Raw genomic sequence first — 18,477 nt, 5'->3', positions numbered from 1 at the left:
CCTTAATCATCAAAACGAGATGTAATCATTTTTTTCCGAGTAAAGAAATTTAGTCCATCTTTTCCGTTTACATGAAGATCGCCATAAAAGGAATCCTTCCATCCAGAAAATGGGAAGAAGGCCATCGTTGCTGGTACACCTACATTTATTCCAAGCATTCCTGCGTCCGCTTCTTCACGGAACTGACGGATTGCTTTTGCGTTATTTGTATAAATGGTAGCACCATTTCCATATCTAGATTTACGGATAAATTCTAAACCTTCATCCAAATCTTTAGCTCTAAGTAAACTTAAAACTGGTGCAAATATTTCATCCTTTGCTATTGTCATCTCAGGGGTAACATGGTCAAAGATTGTTGGGCCAAGAAAATTCCCTTCTGGTAGTTCATCCATTTCAGAACGTCCATCCCTAATAAGGTTCGCTCCTTCCTCCAAGCCCTTTTCTATATAACCAAGAACCTTATCTCGATGCTCTTTTCGAATGACAGGCGTTAATAACACCTCATCATCCATTCCATTACCGATAATTAATTCATCGGCTTTTTTCTTTAGTGCATCTACAAACGGCTCGTTATCGCCAACTACGACGACCGCACTACACGCCATGCATCTTTGCCCTGCACTACCAAATGTTGAGCTGAGTACATGTTGGACAGCCTTATCCATATCCGCATCAGGCATGACAATATGGTGGTTTTTTGCACCAGAAAGAGCTTGCACCCTTTTTCCTTCAGAAGCCGCACGTTCGTATACATACTTAGCAACAGGCTGAGAGCCTACAAATGAAATAGCGGCAACATCCTTATGCTCAAGTAAGCCATTTACCACATCGTGAGCACCATGAACCACATTTAATACTCCTGGAGGTGCACCAGCCTCAGCAAACAATTCTACCAATCTATTAGCTAAAATTGGCGTCCGTTCTGAAGGCTTGAGAATAAATGTATTTCCACAAGCAATGGCCAATGGGAACATCCATAGTGGTACCATCATTGGGAAATTGAAAGGAGTGATTCCACCCACCACACCTATAGGATAGCGAAACATCTCGGAGTCAATATCTTCTGCAATTCCAGATAAGGTTTCGCCCATCATTAACGTAGGGGCACCAGCTGCAAACTCTACACATTCAACACCGCGTTGAACCTCACCATATGCTTCTTTGTAAGCCTTTCCATTTTCTTGAACGATTAATCGAGCTAATTCTTCATGGTTTTCAGTTAAGAGATGGTGGTATTTAAAGAGAATTCTAGCACGCTTTGGTACAGGAACATTTCTCCATTTCGCGAATGCTTTTTTGGCTGCTCCAACCGCCAAACTGACATCCTCTTTTGACGAAATTGGTACTCTAGCCAATAATTCGTTCGTTGCTGGATTCGGAACCTCAAGCGTCTTTTGGCTGTTTGACTCTACCCACTGTCCGTCAATGAAATTTTTTAACACTGTCGTTTCATTTTTTGTAATCGCCATAATGTTTCTCCTTTACATGGTTTGGACGAAGCTACTCATTCTTTATATATGAAGTGGTATTTTGTTTAATGAGAATACTTGAAAAATACTTTCGACCATTTGCTGTTGAAATATGAAGTGTTTCTTTTGATTGATCATTAGGATGAATGAAATCTACGTATGAGCCATTCAGATTTTCTAGTATATTGTTAATTAGATAACCCTTTTGAATGAGAAAATCAACTTTGTTTCTTTCAACTAAAAATTGTTGATATTCAGACATGAAATCCCCCCCATTTTTATAAAAATTTTCGGTACCTCATAACCCCCTACTTCCTCTTCTAAATTGATTGAAATTCATTTTGGTCGTTAGAAGTTTGGGCATTATATTTCGCTCTCCTTAAATACTGTCCTGAACCTGGTCGACCAACAAATTGCTTATCACGGATTACAAATTCTCCTCGAGAAAGAACGGAAATTGGTTCTCCACATACCTTCATTCCTTCAAACGCATTGTAATCTACGGCCATGTGGTGAGTCTCCGCAGAAATCACCCGCTCCACACTCGGGTCAAAAAGAACAATATCTGCATCTGAACCTACGGCAATCGTTCCTTTTTGTGGGAAAAGTCCAAATAGCTTCGCAATTCTTGTTGATGTGATATCAACAAATTGGTTAACCGTAATTCTCCCTTTCATTACACCTTCGGAAAAGAGAATAGACACACGATCTTCAATAATGGGACCACCGTTAGGAATTTTAGTAAAATCCTCTCTGCCTAAGTCCTTTTGACCTTTAAAATCAAAAGAGCATTGATCCGAGCCTAGGGTTTGCAATGAACCATTCTTCAAAGCATTCCAAAGGATTTCTTGATGCCATTTTTCTCTTAAAGGTGGAGACCAAACATATTTGGCACCTTCGAAATTCGGTTTTTCTAAGTAACTTCGATCAAGAACTAAATATTGCGGGCACGTTTCACCCCAAATATTAAGTCCTTTGTTACGAGCTTCTGCAATCTTTTCAACCGCATTCGCACACGATACATGAACGACATAAAGTTGAGAGTTTGCTAGTTCTGTAAGAAGAGCTGCCCGCCCTGTTGCTTCACCCTCCACCTCTGGAGGTCTTGTTAAAGCATGATAGATTGGCTCTGTGTTTCCTTCTTCAATTGCTTTATTGGTTAAATAATCAATAACATCACCGTTTTCAGCATGTACCATGACCAACGCTCCGTGTTCTTTTGCAGCTAGCAAGGTTCGATATAACGTAGCATCATCTGCCTGGAACACATTTTTATAGGCCATAAAAACCTTAAACGATGTAATACCTTCCTCCTCAATAACTTGAGGAAGCTCGTTCAAAACATTCTCGTTGATTTCACCAATCATTAAATGGAAACCATAATCAATAACAGCTTTATCTCTAGACTTATCATGCCAGGTTTGAATCGAATTCTTTAAAGGCTCGCCTTTTTGAGTTAAACAAAAATCAATCACTGTTGTTGTGCCACCAAATGCTGCCGCGATGGTTCCTGTTTCAAAATCATCCTTTGTAACCGTTCCACCAAAAGGCATATCTAAATGGGTATGTGGGTCAATTCCACCTGGAAATACATAATGACCTTTAGCATCAATAATTTCTGCACCTGGAGCAGAAAGATTTGACCCGATTGCTGAAACCTTTCCATTCTCTATTAAAATATCAGCCACGTACATGTCTGCTGCTGTTACAATCGTTCCGTTTCTAATCAATTTACTCATGCCCAATACCTCCTTAGTTACTTAGCAACATCTGTTTTGCATTGTGCGACAAGATTTAATGCTGCCTGACGTTCATTCCAGGTCATTGGTTGAAGGTCACTCGATACCTCAACCATATCAATCGCTCCATCAACTGGACAAACAATGGAACATAGATTACAGCCCACACAATCTTCCTCTCGAACCTTTAGATAGCTATTTCCATTTGTATCCGTTAGCATATCAATACATTGATGCGAAGTATCTTCACAAGCAATATGACACTTATTACAGTTAATACACACATCCGTATTAATCTTCGCCACAATATTGTAATTTAGATCTAAATTTCCCCAATCAGAATATCGAGGAACTGATTTACCAATCAATTCAGAAACAGAAGCAATCCCTTTTTCATCTAAATAATTATTTAAGCCATCAATCATATCCTCAACAATTCGGAATCCATGGTGCATAGCAGCCGTACACACTTGAACACCAGTCGCTCCCATTAACATAAATTCAACAGCATCTTGCCAACTCGAAATTCCACCAATACCTGAAATAGGAACATTTATTCTCGAATTTCGGGCACATTCGGCGACCATATTTAGTGCAATCGGCTTCACAGCTGGACCACAATATCCTCCATGAGCCCCTTTCCCCGCTACATGTGGAATGGTATTCCAATTGTCTAAATCGACACCCATTAAACTGTTAATCGTGTTGATCATACTAATGGCATCTGCTCCACCTCTTACCGCCGCTTCCGCAGTTGCTGTAATATCCGTTATATTGGGCGTTAATTTTACAATAACAGGTGTTGTTGCTACTTCCTTCACCCAAAAGGTTTGCCTTTCAACTAGCTCTGGGACTTGCCCAGAGGCCGAACCCATTCCACGCTCTGCCATTCCATGTGGACAGCCGAAGTTTAACTCTAGTCCATCAACTCCAACATCCTCTACACGTTTAACGATTTCGTGCCATTTTTCTTGCTTCGGTTCAACCATTAACGAAACAATGATTGCATGATTAGGAAAGCGCTTCTTTGTTTCATAAATTTCTTTTAAGTTGACTTCTATTGGTCGGTCTGTAATAAGCTCAATATTATTAAAACCAGCTACTCTTTGACCATTAAAGCTAACTGCTGCAAAGCGGGAGGAAACATTTAAAATAGGATCCCCCAATGTCTTCCAAACTGCGCCTCCCCAACCTGCTTCAAAGGCTCTTTGTACCTGATAGCCTGAATTGGTAGGTGGGGCTGATGCAAGCCAGAAAGGATTTGGAGATTTTATGCCTGCTAGATTAATCGATAAATCAGCCATTATTTGTCACTCCTATTCTTTTAAAAATTAGGATCAGCTTAAGTATTTTCCACCGTAGAAAATTGCTTATGAAGGGAATAGGCTGCCACTTTTCCTTGTTGAGCAGCTGTTACAACCATTGCTTCACCCTTCCCTTTACCAGCAAAAACAATATCTCCACATGCAAATATTTTTGGATTTGAAGTTTGATAGGTTTCTTGATTCACATGGACAACTCCATGATTGTGATTTAGATTCAGTGCTTCAATTAAATCCAAATGCCTAGTCTGACCAATAGCTTTAATAACGGCATCTACGGGGAGTATATATTCAGAGTTTTCAACTGGCTCTGGACGACAACGACCATCTAGGTCTGGCTCTCCAAGTTGCATCTTGTAGCATTCAATTCCAGATACATTTCCATTTTCATCACCGATAATCCGTTTGGGAGCTGTTAACCAACGAAACTCGACCCCGTCTTGTTTCGCGAATTCGTACTCAAAATCATAAGCGGACATTTCCTCTTCTGTTCTCCGATATAAAATTTTTACGTTCTCTGCACCTAACCTTACCGAACAGGTGGCGCCATCAATTGCGGTATTTCCAGCTCCAATTACTACTACCCGTTTCCCAACAAAGTCTTTTGTTATTTCATTGCTTTTTGTTGCTTTCACAAACTCAATTGCATCATAGACACCGGTTAAATCTTCACCTTCTACATTCAGCTTAGGAACAGTTGACATACCAGCCGCTAGAATAATGAAGTCATAATCTTCCATTATTTCTTCAACTGAAATATCGATGCCAACTTTTGTATTAGTTTTAATCGTTACATTTAGCTTTTGAACTTGTTCTACTTCCCAAAAAGAAATCGCCTGCGGTAGACGGAAGGATACAATTCCAAACGTATTTAATCCACCCGCTTTTTCTTCCGCTTCAAAAATCGTTACTTGATAGCCGAAACGTGCCAATTCTCTAGCAGCTGATAATCCTGCTGGACCTCCACCAATTACGGCCACTGTTTTACCATTGCTTACCCCTGGTTCAAATAGTGTTTGTTCATTTCTAATCGCCCAGTCAGTGGCAAATCTCTGAAGCTTTCCAATTGGGATCGGGTTTGTCGAATGATTTAACACACATGCACCCTCACAAAGCTCCTCTGTCGGACAAACACGTGCACAACTTGCTCCAATCGGGTTAGAAGTCATAATTGTTTTTGCAGAACCTTTAAGGTTTCCTGAGGCAATTTTTTTAATAAATGTAGGGATATCTATTCCTGTTGGGCAAGCTTTAATACAAGGGGCGTCATAGCAGTAAAGGCAGCGATTTGATTCTTCCAATGCTTCTTGATTTGTAAAACCTAAATCTACTTCTTGAAAATTTTTTTCAAGATTGGTGTAGGAAATCCTCTCTCTTTTTGGATTTGCCAATGAAATAGCCTCCCTCTCTGAGTAACTTTTAAGGTCAGAATAACGATTCGTAATGTATAAAATCAATAAATTACGCTCTCATAACATAAATACGACAAAGGACTAGACTTTATTCTTGTACTTCTTTCAGAATCTTTCATTTAAATTAAATTCATATCCTTTTTAACTAGTCAAAGAAAAATAAGGACTCTTTTCGTAAACTTTATTGCTTTCACTATTTTGTTTACTCTTTAATTAGAATTTTAGATAGGTAGACAAAGTGATCCGGAATCAGTGGCTATTTGGACATTAAAGGCCAAATTGAAAGGTCCGTTGATATCCGTTTTAGGAAAAAAATCAGTGAAACGGAATTGGCCCATTCAATCATTCAAGCATAATGAGCCGAAATCGGCTGGTTATTATATAAAAACAACAATCATTAAGAAAAAAGCATAAAAAAAACATGGTTGTATATTTCGCAACCATGTCTTCAGTCAAATCAATTATTTTACTTCAGTTAAATTCCTAACCTCGGTTGTATCAAACTTGATTGTTGCTTGGGCAGCAGCTAAACGTGCTAGTGGGACACGATAAGGTGAACAGCTCACATAATCCAAGCCTGTTTTGTAACAGAATTCAATCGAGCTTTTTTCTCCCCCATGCTCCCCACAAATACCTGTTTTTAGCTCTGGTTTCGTTTCACGTCCTAATTTAACACCCATTTCCACAAGTTTCCCTACACCTTCCTGATCAAGAACCGCAAATGGATTTTCAGGAAGTACCTTGTTTTCTATATATGTTTGTAAAAATTTTCCTTCAGCATCATCACGGCTATAACCAAATGTCGTTTGGGTTAAATCATTCGTCCCAAAGGAGAAAAAGTCAGCTTCTTCTGCAATTTGGTCAGCTGTTAAAGCCGCACGAGGAATTTCAATCATCGTCCCAATTAGATAATCAAAGTCTTTCCCTGTTTCTTCTTTTACTTTTACGGCTGCTCCAATGACAAGCTGACGCATTTCCTTTAATTCAGTTACATGGCCAACAAGCGGAATCATAATTTCAGGCTTAACAGCTACGCCTTTATCTGCAAGATTCGCTACTGCATAGAAAATGGCTTTTGCTTGCATTTCATATATTTCAGGGTGAATCATTCCTAAACGACAGCCACGATGTCCTAACATAGGATTCGTCTCGTCTAACTGACGGACCTTTTTAAGAAGAAGCTCTTTTTCTCTTAACTCTTTTGATTCAGGTTGTAAGATTTGTAGCTTCGTAACTTCAACAAGAAGCTCTTCCTTATTAGGTAAAAACTCATGTAGTGGTGGATCTAATAAACGGATAGTTACGGGATAGCCTTTCATGGCTTCAAAAATGCCTTCAAAATCCCCTTGCTGCATAGGTAATAGTTTTGCGAGTGCTTCCTTCCGTTCTTCATAGCTTTCTGCTAAAATCATACTTTGTACAATTGGTATTCTCTTTAAATCCATAAACATATGCTCCGTACGGCATAATCCAATACCAGCTGCCCCAAATTCGAAAGCTTTCTTCGCATCTTCTGGATTATCGGCATTCGCACGAACCCCTAGCTTGCGCTCTTGGTCTGCCCATCCCAATAATAATTGGAATTCATCTGATAATTCAGGCTCTATCATCGGGATTTCACCTAACATTATCTCGCCTGTAGCACCATCGATTGTGATGATATCACCATATTTTACAACTGTATCACCAATCGAGAATTGCTTTGTTCTTAGATCAATTTTCAAAGCTTCACAACCACAAATACATGCTTTACCCATTCCTCTAGCAACAACAGCAGCATGGCTTGTCATTCCACCACGACTCGTGACAACAGCTTGAGCTGAAACAATTCCGTGAATATCATCAGGTGTCGTTTCTGGACGAACTAGAATAACCTTTTTACCTTCATTTGTTAAGCTTTCCGCTTCATCCGCATCAAATACGACTGAACCTGTTGCCGCCCCCGGAGATGCTGGTAAACCTTTTGCTAAGACGGTGCGTTTATAAGATTCGTCAATTCGACTGTGTAAAAGTTGGTTTAGTTGATCTGGGTCAACGCGTAAAAGAGCAGTCCTTTTATCAATGATGCCTTCTTCAACCATTTCAACAGCGATGCGAATCGCTGCTTGAGCAGTTCGCTTTCCAGTCCTTGTTTGCAAAATAAATAGTTCTCCACGTTCTACGGTAAATTCAATATCCTGCATATCTTGATAATGCTGTTCTAAGCGCTTACTTGTTTCTACAAATTGTTGAAAGACTTCAGGCATTTCATCCTTAAGTGTTCGAATTGGTTGGGGAGTACGTATACCTGCAACGACATCTTCTCCTTGAGCATTAATTAAGTATTCTCCGTACAAAAGATGCTCTCCTGTAGATGGGTTACGTGTAAAAGCCACACCTGTCCCTGAATCATTGCCCATATTTCCAAATACCATGCTCTGTATGTTAACTGCTGTACCAAGATGGTCTGGAATTTTATTGAGGCGTCGATACACAATTGCCCGTTGGTTATTCCAAGAATTAAACACCGCATTTATGGATAAAAATAATTGCTCCTTTGGATCCTGCGGAAAATCCTTACGTGTATGTTTTTTAACGATTCCCTTATAGCCTTTAATAACTTCTTGCCAATCTTCAGCAGTCATTTCTGGGTCTGAGGAATATCCTTTTTGTTCTCTTACTTCTTCTAAAAATTGTTCGAAGAAGAATACATTAATATCTAGGACAACATTACAAAACATTTGAATGAAACGGCGATAAGAATCATAAGCAAAACGGGGATTATTAGTTAATTTTGCTACTCCTTCTACTGTTTCATCATTCATACCAAGATTTAACACGGTATCCATCATACCCGGCATTGAAAACACTGAACCTGAACGAACAGATACTAATAAAGGATTTGCAGGATTGCCGAATTGTTTTCCTGTTGTTCCCTCTAAAATAAGAAGAGCTTCTAAAACTTGAGCAGTCACTTCGTTTGGAATTTGTTTATTTGCTTCATAATAAGCATTACAAGCTTGTGTTGAAATGGTAAAACCAAAAGGAACTGGTAAGCCGATATTCGTCATTTCGGCTAGATTAGCTCCTTTACCACCTAAAATTTCCTTCATTCCACTATGGCCTTCATTAAATAAATAAACAAATTTACTCATTGATTAGCTCCTCTCACTTTTTAAGTAATCCATAATTAAATTGGCTGTTTCTTCTATTGCTTTGTTCGAAACATTGATGATGGGACAACCAACTCGTTTCATAATTTTCTCAGCGTAATCAAGCTCTTCTAAAATTCGTTCAAAGCTGGCATAATTCGCTTGAGAAGTTAATCCTAGGGCTTTTAGTCGTTCCTTTCGAATATCATTCAATTTATCTGGAGAAATAATTAAGCCTACACATTTATTTCTAGGAACTTCAAACAACTCATCTGGTGCTGGTACCTCAGGAACAAGCGGAACATTTGCTACTTTTAGCCTTTTATGCGCTAAGTACATTGAAAGAGGAGTTTTAGATGTCCTCGAAACCCCGATTAATACGATATCTGCACGCGGTATCCCACGTGGATCACGACCATCATCATATTTCACAGCGAATTCAATGGCTTCAATTTTTCTAAAATAATCTTCATCAAGTTTTCTCATCATTCCAGGCTGACGATTTGGTAGCTTGTTGAACTTATTTGTGAATGCTTCAATTAATGGGTTCATTAAATCAACAGCAATAATTCCTTCTTCTTTTGCACGCCGATCAAGATATTCCTTTAGCACTGGGATGACGACTGTATAAGCAATAATCGAATTTGTTTGCTTGGAAAGCAAAATAACATCCTCAATATCCTCTGTATCTTCAACATAAGAACTACGGCGAATATCTACGTGGCCCCCATTAAATTGACTTGCTACAGCTTTAACAACAAACTCTGCTGTTTCACCAACAGAATCAGATACGACATAAACAACTTCTTTTGAATTCAAATTGTTCTCACTTCCTATATACGATTATCGTTCGATCATTTCAAGAAATGCTTTTGTAATTGTTGTTTTTGTTATTCGCCCAATTACCTCATATGTATGAGAATCTGAATCAATTTCTCGGACAACGGGTAATGAATCAATACGGTTTTGAATAAGCTTCTTCGCAGCATCCATCAAAGTATCTTCTTGTTTGATTGTGACTATGTTTGGCATCCGTGTCATAATCACGCTAACTGGTAAATCGTCCAAGTTTTTGTTTCCAATCGCTGCTCTGAGTAAATCCTTTCTAGAGATTACGCCAGCCAAATGCCCATTTTGATCCACAGCATATAATGTTCCGACATCCTCAAGAAAGATTTGAACAATCCCATCGTAAACCGATGCAGACTTTTGGATGACAATTGGATGCGCTTTGTAATCCTTTACAATTTGCTTTGAAAACTTCGCTACTTTTAAATTCATTTCAGTATCTTCATTCAAAAAATAACCAACCCGCGGTCTAGCCTCTAAATTTCCCGACATCGTCAAAATCGTTAAATCCGGCCGAAGAGTTGCACGAGTTAAGGATAGTTTCTGTGCGATATCCTTCCCTGTGATTGGTCCCGCTGCTTTGACTATTTCAAGGATTTCTTCTTGACGTTTTGTTAGTTTAATAGGAATCACCACCTTATACTTAACGCAATAATGCTATACTTCTTTGCATTCACTCTAATTGTGTTATACTTATTATATATTTAGTATATAACATTGGTGCTAATTTAGAAACAATGAGTTTTGTTTTTTTATGACAAAATAGCAAAATATGATAAATAGCGAGCAACAAACCTAATTATTTTTATATAAATGAAAAAACCGACAGTGGTAAAAACACAACTGTCGGATTACACTTTATTTTTGGCAATTCAAACAATAAAACGTTTTTCGCGAAGAAATCATTTCTTTTATTATTTTTGAACCACATCTTAGACAACTCTCACCCTCTCGGTCATAAACCTTGCAGAGGTTATTATAGCCACCTGTAAGAGTATCTCCTTTGAATAATGGATTCTCCATATAACCACCATGTTTTAGTGCATCCTTTAAAACATGATGGATGGATTCAAATAGCTGTTTGTTCTCGCTTGATGAAAGTTCGTTTAACTCCCTTTTCGGAATAGTCCCTGCATGAAAGCAAATTTCATCTGAATAACAGTTTCCAATTCCCGATAGAAATTGTTGATCTACTAATTTAGTTTTTAACCGCCCTCTTCTTTTTTCGATTAAAGCCATAAACTCCGTAAATGTAAAATTAGGACTTAAAGGCTCTGGACCTAGACCAGCTAATTCTTTCTCCACATCAGCTTTTGAATTGTAAATATGTAAAAAACCAAGACGTAAGCCAATAAAATATAGATGTTCGTTTCCAAAGGACAATTGAATTTGGATTGTTCTATCTGGCTTATCCTCATCTTTTCCGTAGAACATCCATCCACCTAACATCAAGTGCAATAACAATACATGTCCGTTGTCTAAATAAAATAATAAATGCTTTGCTTTTCTTTCAATATTGATAATTTGATGCCCTTTAACATTGTTGAGGAAAACTTCAGGGACAACATTAATCGACTTTTCCCGGTTTACCTCTACATTGGAAACAGTTTTACCTCGGAGTTTTTGAAGAAGCAATAATTTGTAATGCTCCATTTCAGGTAGTTCCGGCATGGTTACCTACCTCCAGTTGGAAAGGAATAGTTAAATTTGGTGATTTTCACAATAAGTATTAATTAACTCCTCTAAATAGCCAGGTTCCGGGAAATCTCCCATATAATCAAACTGGATTTCTTCAACAAATTCTCCAGCATGGTATACATGAATAGCCCCTTTTTGGTTGATGACACTAAACTCAGGTTCGAACACATAGCCATTACGCTCAACAGCTCCCATTTTAACAGCTCCTATTTTTAATTTTCTTCTATAATAGGTTACAAAAAAACAGCAAAACCTATACAAATAAGGCAATAATAAAAAAGAGGAATTCTCATTTACGAATCCCTCCATTGATTTGCTATTTTATTACCGATCTTTTTATTTTATTAAAGTAACAAGTTCTCGATATATGTCAACAATCTCATCCAATCTCATCCTTACAAGACCACTTGAAGAAGGAGCGACAAAATCAATTGTATCGTCAACAACAGAACCGTCTTGTACTCCCCAAGGTACATCCTTTTTCCCACTATATTCTTGATAAACCCCTTTACCGACAAAACAAACATATTTCGGTTTGTACTTCTCAATTTTTTTTCGTAATTCAGCTTTACCTGATATATACTCTTCCTTTGTAATCTCCAGAGCGGTTTTCGTAGGTCTAGCCACTATGTTTGTAAGTCCATATCCTAAATCAACTAGAGTATTATCCTCTGATGTATCGAGCCTTTTAGGTGTTAACCCTGATTCGTGAAGAATCTTCCAAAATCGATTATTGGGGTTTGCAAAATGATGTCCAGTTTCTGAAGAACGGATACTTGGATTAAAGCCCACGAAAAGAATAGTTAAGTTCTCTGTTATATGATCTGGTATAGGTTTCATTACCGTTTACTCCTTAAAATATAAACTACTAAATCGGAACCTGGGCAAAAATGTATTGACCCACTGATTCAGAATGCAATCGCGCAGCAACGTACGGAGGTTTTACTCTTTTTGCACCTTCTAAAGGAAGACCTAACCACAAAATTCGTTGATCAATCAACACAAACGGAAATGGTATTAAGTCTGGAACCCAATGATTTGCGTTTAACTTCGAATCCATTTCGGGTGAAACAAACGAAAGCTCCACACCTTGTGGTCGTTTATTTAATAACTCTGACCATTCTGGATTTAACCCTTCCGAACTCGGATATGAAAGCACAATGGAGTTTGTTGCGTTCGTTATATCAGTGAAAACTTGTTCGAGCTTTCGTGCATGTATCCATTTAAGATAGGGGTGTTGATTTTGTATCCAGCTACCAATTTCGTGTTGATCAATTTTTTGCCTGTGATGGAGTTGATGATCAACTAATTTTCTTATTGTTTTTCCTGTACTTATTTTGCTTCTGACGTATGTTGCATCGCTAACTTGAATAAATTTTCCTTTTGTTCTTGTAATCGCTACGTTGATTAATCGTTCACTATCATTACCGATTAACAGCATGCCTGGACGATTTTCTGGGTAGCTATCAACTGTGTCAAATATCATAACATCCCTTTCACTCCCCTGGAAACGGTGAACGGTTGCTGAAATAATATCCGCTTCAGCCCTTTCCTTCTGAAAAATATCCTCTAATAAATTTTCCATAAGGACTGACTGGGCTCTATAAGGGGTAATATATCCAATTGACCTTGCCCCTCCTAAAAACGCTTCATAAAGAAGCTGAAAGGATATTAATAACTGCCAAGGATTAATTCTAGAATTCGATGATCGCTCTTTTATACAATTTTCGCCCGAATTGCTGACATCTAGCAATACTGATGCTTGATTCGGAAAGGGACTTTTTGATATTATTTCTTGTCGTGATTTTATTACAGATGGATGATCAAATACTAGTGATTGATAAATATGCTTGTTTGTAAACGCTGAAATATCAGGGTGCATTCTACGTTGTTCTTTTAATAAGAGTAAATGTGGATGTAGCTCACCTTTATTAAATGTGTGTGTAACTCCAGCTTTATGAAATATATCCTCCCTAAGCCACTCACCAATAAGTGGATTTCTACCCACTGCAATGGGCGGCAGCTGTTTGAAATCACCACAGACGATGATTCTTTTAGAAAGGCTAGCTGCAAAACCCAGTTGAGGCACATAAGCTTGGCTTACCTCATCTACAATGACTAAATCAAAATCATCCTCATATATGGCTTGTTCACTTGCCGCTTTCGCTATGGTAACGCCAACTATTTTTGCTTCCTTAAGAAATTGAACCTCTTTTTGGCGAGTTTTTTCTAAAATACTCGATAATTTCGTCTCCAATTCGAGGAGGCGGTCAGAGTCCCGTTTACTAAAAGAACGGTTTAAATCCCCTTTCACTCCCCGACGTTCTTCTATTAATTGCTCCTTTTGTTTGGCTAAATCGGGATGAAAGGTTTCTAGCAGCTGAAGTGATGTAATCGAGGCGTGTTGGAATAATTGATTGTTGGATTGTCTACCAAAACGGAGTATCTCTCCTTCTTTAAAACGTCCTTGTTTTTTAATAAAAGCAGAAATCTCAGCCATTAATACATCTATCGCCTGATTACTATGGGCCATAACGAGTATTCTTTTATGATTAAAATATTTATTAGCAGCCACCCGGGCTAGAGTATACGTTTTCCCTGTACCTGGAGGTCCCCAAACAAAGGTTACTGGGTTATATTGAGACCTGAGCATCAGCTCGTGAACATTTGATTTAATGTTGTTAGTTGGATGCTTCGCTACTTCGTTTGGATTCATAAGTCTTTTAATCCGAGAGCGTTTAACCTTACTTTTCTTAACATGATCTAGCCTTTCAATCAGTTGCTCTAATAATTCCCATGGATCATGAAAAAGATGTACCTCTGATAGTAAATCGCCTATATTTTGTTCTAAACTCACGATTACACTTTTACCTTCAGAGGATAAAATCCTCCCCTTAATTTTCATTGAACCCCATTCTATACGGATGCTAGCACCAATCGGTACTTTTATGGACTGAGTTGTTTCAAAATAGTAGGAAAACATATCATTATCCGAAAGTAATCTTCCATTCATCAGTACATATTTACTACTGCCATATTTCTGTAGATGGTTTATTTCTGCTTGTAGTGCATCTTGCCATTCTTTAATTAAATTTCCAACTTTTTTTATCATACTTTATCTTCCTTTACTTACATAACTTCAGATTCAATGAAGGATGAGTTTCATTAAAGAATATCATTATTAATAAATAAAACCTAACATATGCATATTTTTTGTAATTTCAGATATAATAATAATGTCCCTTCTGGAACATTCGCTTGTTGCGGGACACTTAACCAGTTCGGACCAGAAGGGACGGAGCGTCTGACTTGTCAGACGCTTTTTTTTTTCAATAAAAAAACACTTATCTAATCAAAGATAAGCGTTCGTTCTAACTTCTTCAAATTAGGCAAATAAAGTGCCTCCGCCTTCCATAGGGTATTGATCATAAACTACTACTTTAGAAGAAATATTATAAATTCTCATTAAGCATATTTTCATATTTTGTGCAGCCTGTAAATTTGAAGTCTTCCAAGCTTCTTCCTGATCAACCGAATATACTAAAGAATCTTTATTTCCTTTAAATTGAACAAAATATACCCCGTCTAATACTTCAAGAAGATAGTAGTTTTTCACAATTCAACCCCCATTCGTAAATTGATTAATTAACCTTATTTTGACATAACCAACTGTTTAATTTTGTGACTGACATCACTTTTTAATACATTAATTTTGTCAACTTCGTTAAATAGGAATCTAATGTGAATTATTAATACTATTTTATATTTTCTTCTCTAACTCTTCTAATGGAACCATACAAAGAAAAGCATCGAATTTTTCGATGCTTTTCTTTGTATGCTTTAATTTGATTCAAATAACTAATTTTAAACTTATAGTGACTATTTACCGCTTCTGAAAACTACTCCTCGAAAGGTTCCTCTTACAGGTCATATATTTTTGAATACTTAGTATTTAAATAGTCAGCCATATACTTAGCATTAAGCTCTTCCCCTGTAACCTTCACAATTAATTCATAGGGTGATATAAGGCTTCCATATTGGTGGATTTTAGATGTCAACCAATTTTTAATTAAGTCAAATCTTCCCGATTCAATATTTTGATAAAATTCCGGCATTTCCTGTTCAATCGTGTTTAATATTTGTGCTGCATATAAATTCCCTAATGTATAGGATGGGAAATATCCTAGTCCACCAAATGACCAATGAACATCCTGTAGTACTCCTTCACGATCATTTTTCGGAATAATCCCCAAATATTCTTCCATTTTCTTATTCCATATTGTTGGTAGATCTTTGGCTATGAACTCTCCAGCGATTAAGCCTTTTTCAATTTCATAGCGAACCATAATATGAAGGTTATAGGTTAATTCATCTGCTTCCACTCGAATGAAAGTAGGTTTAACTGTATTTATCGCTTTATAAAAATCATCTACAGTGGTTTCACCTAACTGTTCTGTAAAATAACTTTGTAAAGTAGGGTAAAAATATTTCCAAAATTCCTTGCTTCTTCCAACCATATTCTCTAAAAACCTAGATTGTGATTCATGGATACCAAAGGATGTACCATTCCGTAAAACCGTTCCTTCAAAATCTTTATTAATATTTTGATCATATATCCCATGACCAGCTTCATGAATAGTTCCAAAAATAGCTGATCTAACGTTATGCTCTAAATATCTTGTTGTTATTCTTACATCGCCAGTGTTCATAGGCTGTGCAAATGGATGAATCGTTTCGTCAAGTCTTCCAGCTTCCATGTCGAATCCAATAATTGGAAGCATATACTTATTAAACTCCTTTTGCTTCTCAACACTGTAAGTTTTTTCAAAAATCTCTTCCGGAGTTTTGGTAGATGAATGTTGAATTCTTTTTAATAGTTCAACACTTACCTTCCGTAATTCGGCAAATAGTGGATCTAATTTTTCAACTGTTAAACCTGGTTCAAATTCATCTAATAAGGCATCATATGGATGACTTTTATATCCGTATAGCTCTGCGAATTTTCTTTTCATTTCTATGATTCTCTCTAAATATGGAAGAAAATGATTAAAATCATTATTAGCTCGTGCTTCTTCCCATATATGGTTTGCTTCTGATGTTAACGTCGAATATTCTTGATACAAATCAGTAGGGATCGTTTTAAATTTATCATAAAAAATCTTTCGTTCACGAATTCTAGCATTAGTAACATCATCAAAATTATCTTTATTCGTTGTTAATTCTGTTAAATAGTCTCCCATTTCTTTCGAAATCATTAATTTAAAAATTTCCGTTTCTAAAGTTGAATATGCCTTTGAGAATAGCATTCTTCCTTTTTTAGGTGCCATCACTTTTTGATCCCATCCAACTAATGCCGAAACAGTCGATAAATGGGTGATTTTTTCATCTAATTCCTTAAATTGTTCCAGTGCTGATTTTGTTGTAATCATTTATATTCCTCCTGCTATGACAAGATTTTCTCTAAAACCTGTACTTCCAGGTTTATCCTATTACGCTAAAACAAAATGACTATTCAGTTTATTTAATTAAAACACATGAACCCTAACTCATCAATATTTTTTCCCTATAATTCCCACAATAAAGGTCAGGCAAAAAACCCCCAAAAAAATTATTTGGAGGTTTTAAACTTGTGGAATAGCAATGGACTTTAAAGCTATTTCTAATAGTTCGTTACCTGTAAGTACCAAATCTCCTCCACCCTGTGCCATAACCTCATTACCTCCACCTTTACCATTAATAGTAGGAAGTATATCTGCAAGCAATTCTTTCATACTTACCTGTTGGCCTGATCCCCTAGCGATTACGACTTGGAGCTGAGATTCATTTTCTGATATTAAGAAGACGATAACTTCATTTAACAAATTGGTAATGATACGGGCAAGCTGTTGCAAGTCCTTTAAAGATCGATTCTGTACTACCTTGGTAATAACCCCTTGTCCATTTATCTTTAGCTGTGTTTTGGTCATTTCCCTTGCTTCAAATTGTAGAAGTGTTTGCCGAGCCTCTTCTAATTGCTTATCTGAACTTTTCACACTCTCTAATAACCGTTCTAACGACTGTATCATCCCTTGTTCAGGAGCATTCAGTAACTTGGTAAGCTGAGTAAGTATTTGATGTTTTATATGAAATTGTTGTAACACTCGATTACCACATATAAATCGGAGACGAATCTTTTTTCTTTGTTTTTCCCAATCTAAAATTTTTATCGCTCCGACTTGTCCTGTTGAACTCGGATGAGTTCCGCCACACCCGTTATAATCAAATTCAGGAATAATCACTAGTCGGATATTTTCCATTACTTTTGGTTGTTTTCGAAGTGGATATTGTGATAATTCTGCTTGTGAAACCCATATGGTTTGAATGGGACGATTTTCTAATATAATTTGGTTGGCACGTTTTTCAACAATGACTGCTTCATTTTCGGTTAGTTCCTCAATATCTAAATCGATGGTTAATACTTCTTCACCTAAATGGAAGCTAACTGTTTTATAATTTAATAACTCATCAAAAGCAGCAGATAAAATATGCTGTCCCGCATGTTGCTGCATGTGATCAAATCGTCGTTCCCAGTTAATTTGACCATCCAACTTCCCCTTAGTATCTATAACAGGTGTTTCCAAATAGTGCCGAATAGCGCCATCGATTTCTTCTACATTTAATACACGAATGTTATTTATTGTTCCTGTATCAAAAGGTTGTCCACCGCCAGTTGGGTAAAATGCCGTTTCTTCTAGCACGATATACCAAAGACCATTTTCATCTATTTCTTGTTTTATTATTTTTGACGTAAAAGTCTGTATGTAAGAATTTTGATAAAATAATTTTTTAATCTCCATATAATAGGTCCCTTCAAATTC

At 37.1% G+C, this 18,477-nt stretch carries 15 protein-coding genes; all 15 read right to left on the bottom strand.

Features of this window, described 5'->3' with window-relative positions; all coding sequences use genetic code 11:
* Positions 1 to 2: 2 nt before the first annotated feature.
* Positions 3 to 1,469 carry a CoA-acylating methylmalonate-semialdehyde dehydrogenase gene (locus LRP83_RS00150; RefSeq protein WP_230494633.1) on the bottom strand — a complete coding sequence of 489 codons (1,467 nt, stop codon included), beginning with the start codon at positions 1,467 to 1,469 and terminating at the stop codon, positions 3 to 5.
* Between the two features lie 31 nt (positions 1,470 to 1,500).
* Positions 1,501 to 1,731 carry a hypothetical protein gene (locus LRP83_RS00145; RefSeq protein ID WP_230494632.1) on the bottom strand — a complete coding sequence of 77 codons (231 nt, stop codon included), beginning with the start codon at positions 1,729 to 1,731 and terminating at the stop codon, positions 1,501 to 1,503.
* A 58-nt stretch (positions 1,732 to 1,789) separates the two neighbouring features.
* Entirely contained in the window at positions 1,790 to 3,208 is a 1,419-nt protein-coding gene (hydA, locus tag LRP83_RS00140; RefSeq protein ID WP_230494631.1) for a dihydropyrimidinase, read from the bottom strand.
* A 17-nt stretch (positions 3,209 to 3,225) separates the two neighbouring features.
* Complete coding sequence (gene preA, locus LRP83_RS00135) at positions 3,226 to 4,512, bottom strand: NAD-dependent dihydropyrimidine dehydrogenase subunit PreA (RefSeq protein WP_230494630.1); 1,287 nt, start codon at positions 4,510 to 4,512, stop codon at positions 3,226 to 3,228.
* Positions 4,513 to 4,550: 38 nt separating this feature from the next.
* Positions 4,551 to 5,921, bottom strand: coding sequence for an NAD(P)-dependent oxidoreductase (locus tag LRP83_RS00130; RefSeq protein WP_230494629.1), 1,371 nt, complete (start codon positions 5,919 to 5,921; stop codon positions 4,551 to 4,553).
* A gap of 482 nt (positions 5,922 to 6,403) precedes the next feature.
* Positions 6,404 to 9,076, bottom strand: a complete 2,673-nt coding sequence (gene ppdK / locus LRP83_RS00125; RefSeq protein WP_230494628.1) for a pyruvate, phosphate dikinase — start codon at positions 9,074 to 9,076, stop codon at positions 6,404 to 6,406.
* A 3-nt stretch (positions 9,077 to 9,079) separates the two neighbouring features.
* A complete protein-coding gene (locus LRP83_RS00120) occupies positions 9,080 to 9,892 on the bottom strand; it encodes a pyruvate, water dikinase regulatory protein (RefSeq protein WP_230494627.1) in 813 nt (270 codons plus the stop codon).
* Between the two features lie 24 nt (positions 9,893 to 9,916).
* The gene (gene ccpN / locus LRP83_RS00115; protein ID WP_290369467.1) at positions 9,917 to 10,552 is read right to left on the bottom strand and encodes a transcriptional regulator CcpN; all 636 of its coding nucleotides are present in this window, start codon (positions 10,550 to 10,552) and stop codon (positions 9,917 to 9,919) included.
* Positions 10,553 to 10,780: 228 nt separating this feature from the next.
* The gene (locus LRP83_RS00110) at positions 10,781 to 11,593 is read right to left on the bottom strand and encodes an Fpg/Nei family DNA glycosylase (protein WP_230494626.1); all 813 of its coding nucleotides are present in this window, start codon (positions 11,591 to 11,593) and stop codon (positions 10,781 to 10,783) included.
* Positions 11,594 to 11,623: 30 nt separating this feature from the next.
* Positions 11,624 to 11,815 carry a YbxH family protein gene (locus LRP83_RS00105; protein WP_230494625.1) on the bottom strand — a complete coding sequence of 64 codons (192 nt, stop codon included), beginning with the start codon at positions 11,813 to 11,815 and terminating at the stop codon, positions 11,624 to 11,626.
* 141 nt (positions 11,816 to 11,956) lie between these two features.
* Entirely contained in the window at positions 11,957 to 12,460 is a 504-nt protein-coding gene (locus tag LRP83_RS00100) for a mismatch-specific DNA-glycosylase (protein ID WP_230494624.1), read from the bottom strand.
* A 28-nt stretch (positions 12,461 to 12,488) separates the two neighbouring features.
* Positions 12,489 to 14,732: an AAA domain-containing protein gene (locus tag LRP83_RS00095; RefSeq protein WP_230494623.1), complete on the bottom strand. Its 2,244-nt coding sequence runs from the start codon at positions 14,730 to 14,732 to the stop codon at positions 12,489 to 12,491.
* Between the two features lie 273 nt (positions 14,733 to 15,005).
* Positions 15,006 to 15,236 (bottom strand): hypothetical protein, encoded by a 231-nt coding sequence (locus LRP83_RS00090; RefSeq protein WP_230494622.1) that lies wholly within the window; start codon positions 15,234 to 15,236, stop codon positions 15,006 to 15,008.
* A 304-nt stretch (positions 15,237 to 15,540) separates the two neighbouring features.
* Entirely contained in the window at positions 15,541 to 17,049 is a 1,509-nt protein-coding gene (locus LRP83_RS00085) for a carboxypeptidase M32 (protein ID WP_230494621.1), read from the bottom strand.
* Between the two features lie 192 nt (positions 17,050 to 17,241).
* A complete protein-coding gene (locus LRP83_RS00080; RefSeq protein ID WP_230494620.1) occupies positions 17,242 to 18,456 on the bottom strand; it encodes an alanyl-tRNA editing protein in 1,215 nt (404 codons plus the stop codon).
* Positions 18,457 to 18,477 lie beyond the last annotated feature (21 nt).

It is taken from the genome of Pseudoneobacillus rhizosphaerae (assembly GCF_917563885.1).
Lineage (GTDB): Bacteria > Bacillota > Bacilli > Bacillales > Cytobacillaceae > Pseudoneobacillus > Pseudoneobacillus rhizosphaerae.
The sequence above is the reverse complement of the archived record's forward strand: the minus strand, read 5'-3'. Positions and strand labels throughout refer to the sequence as shown.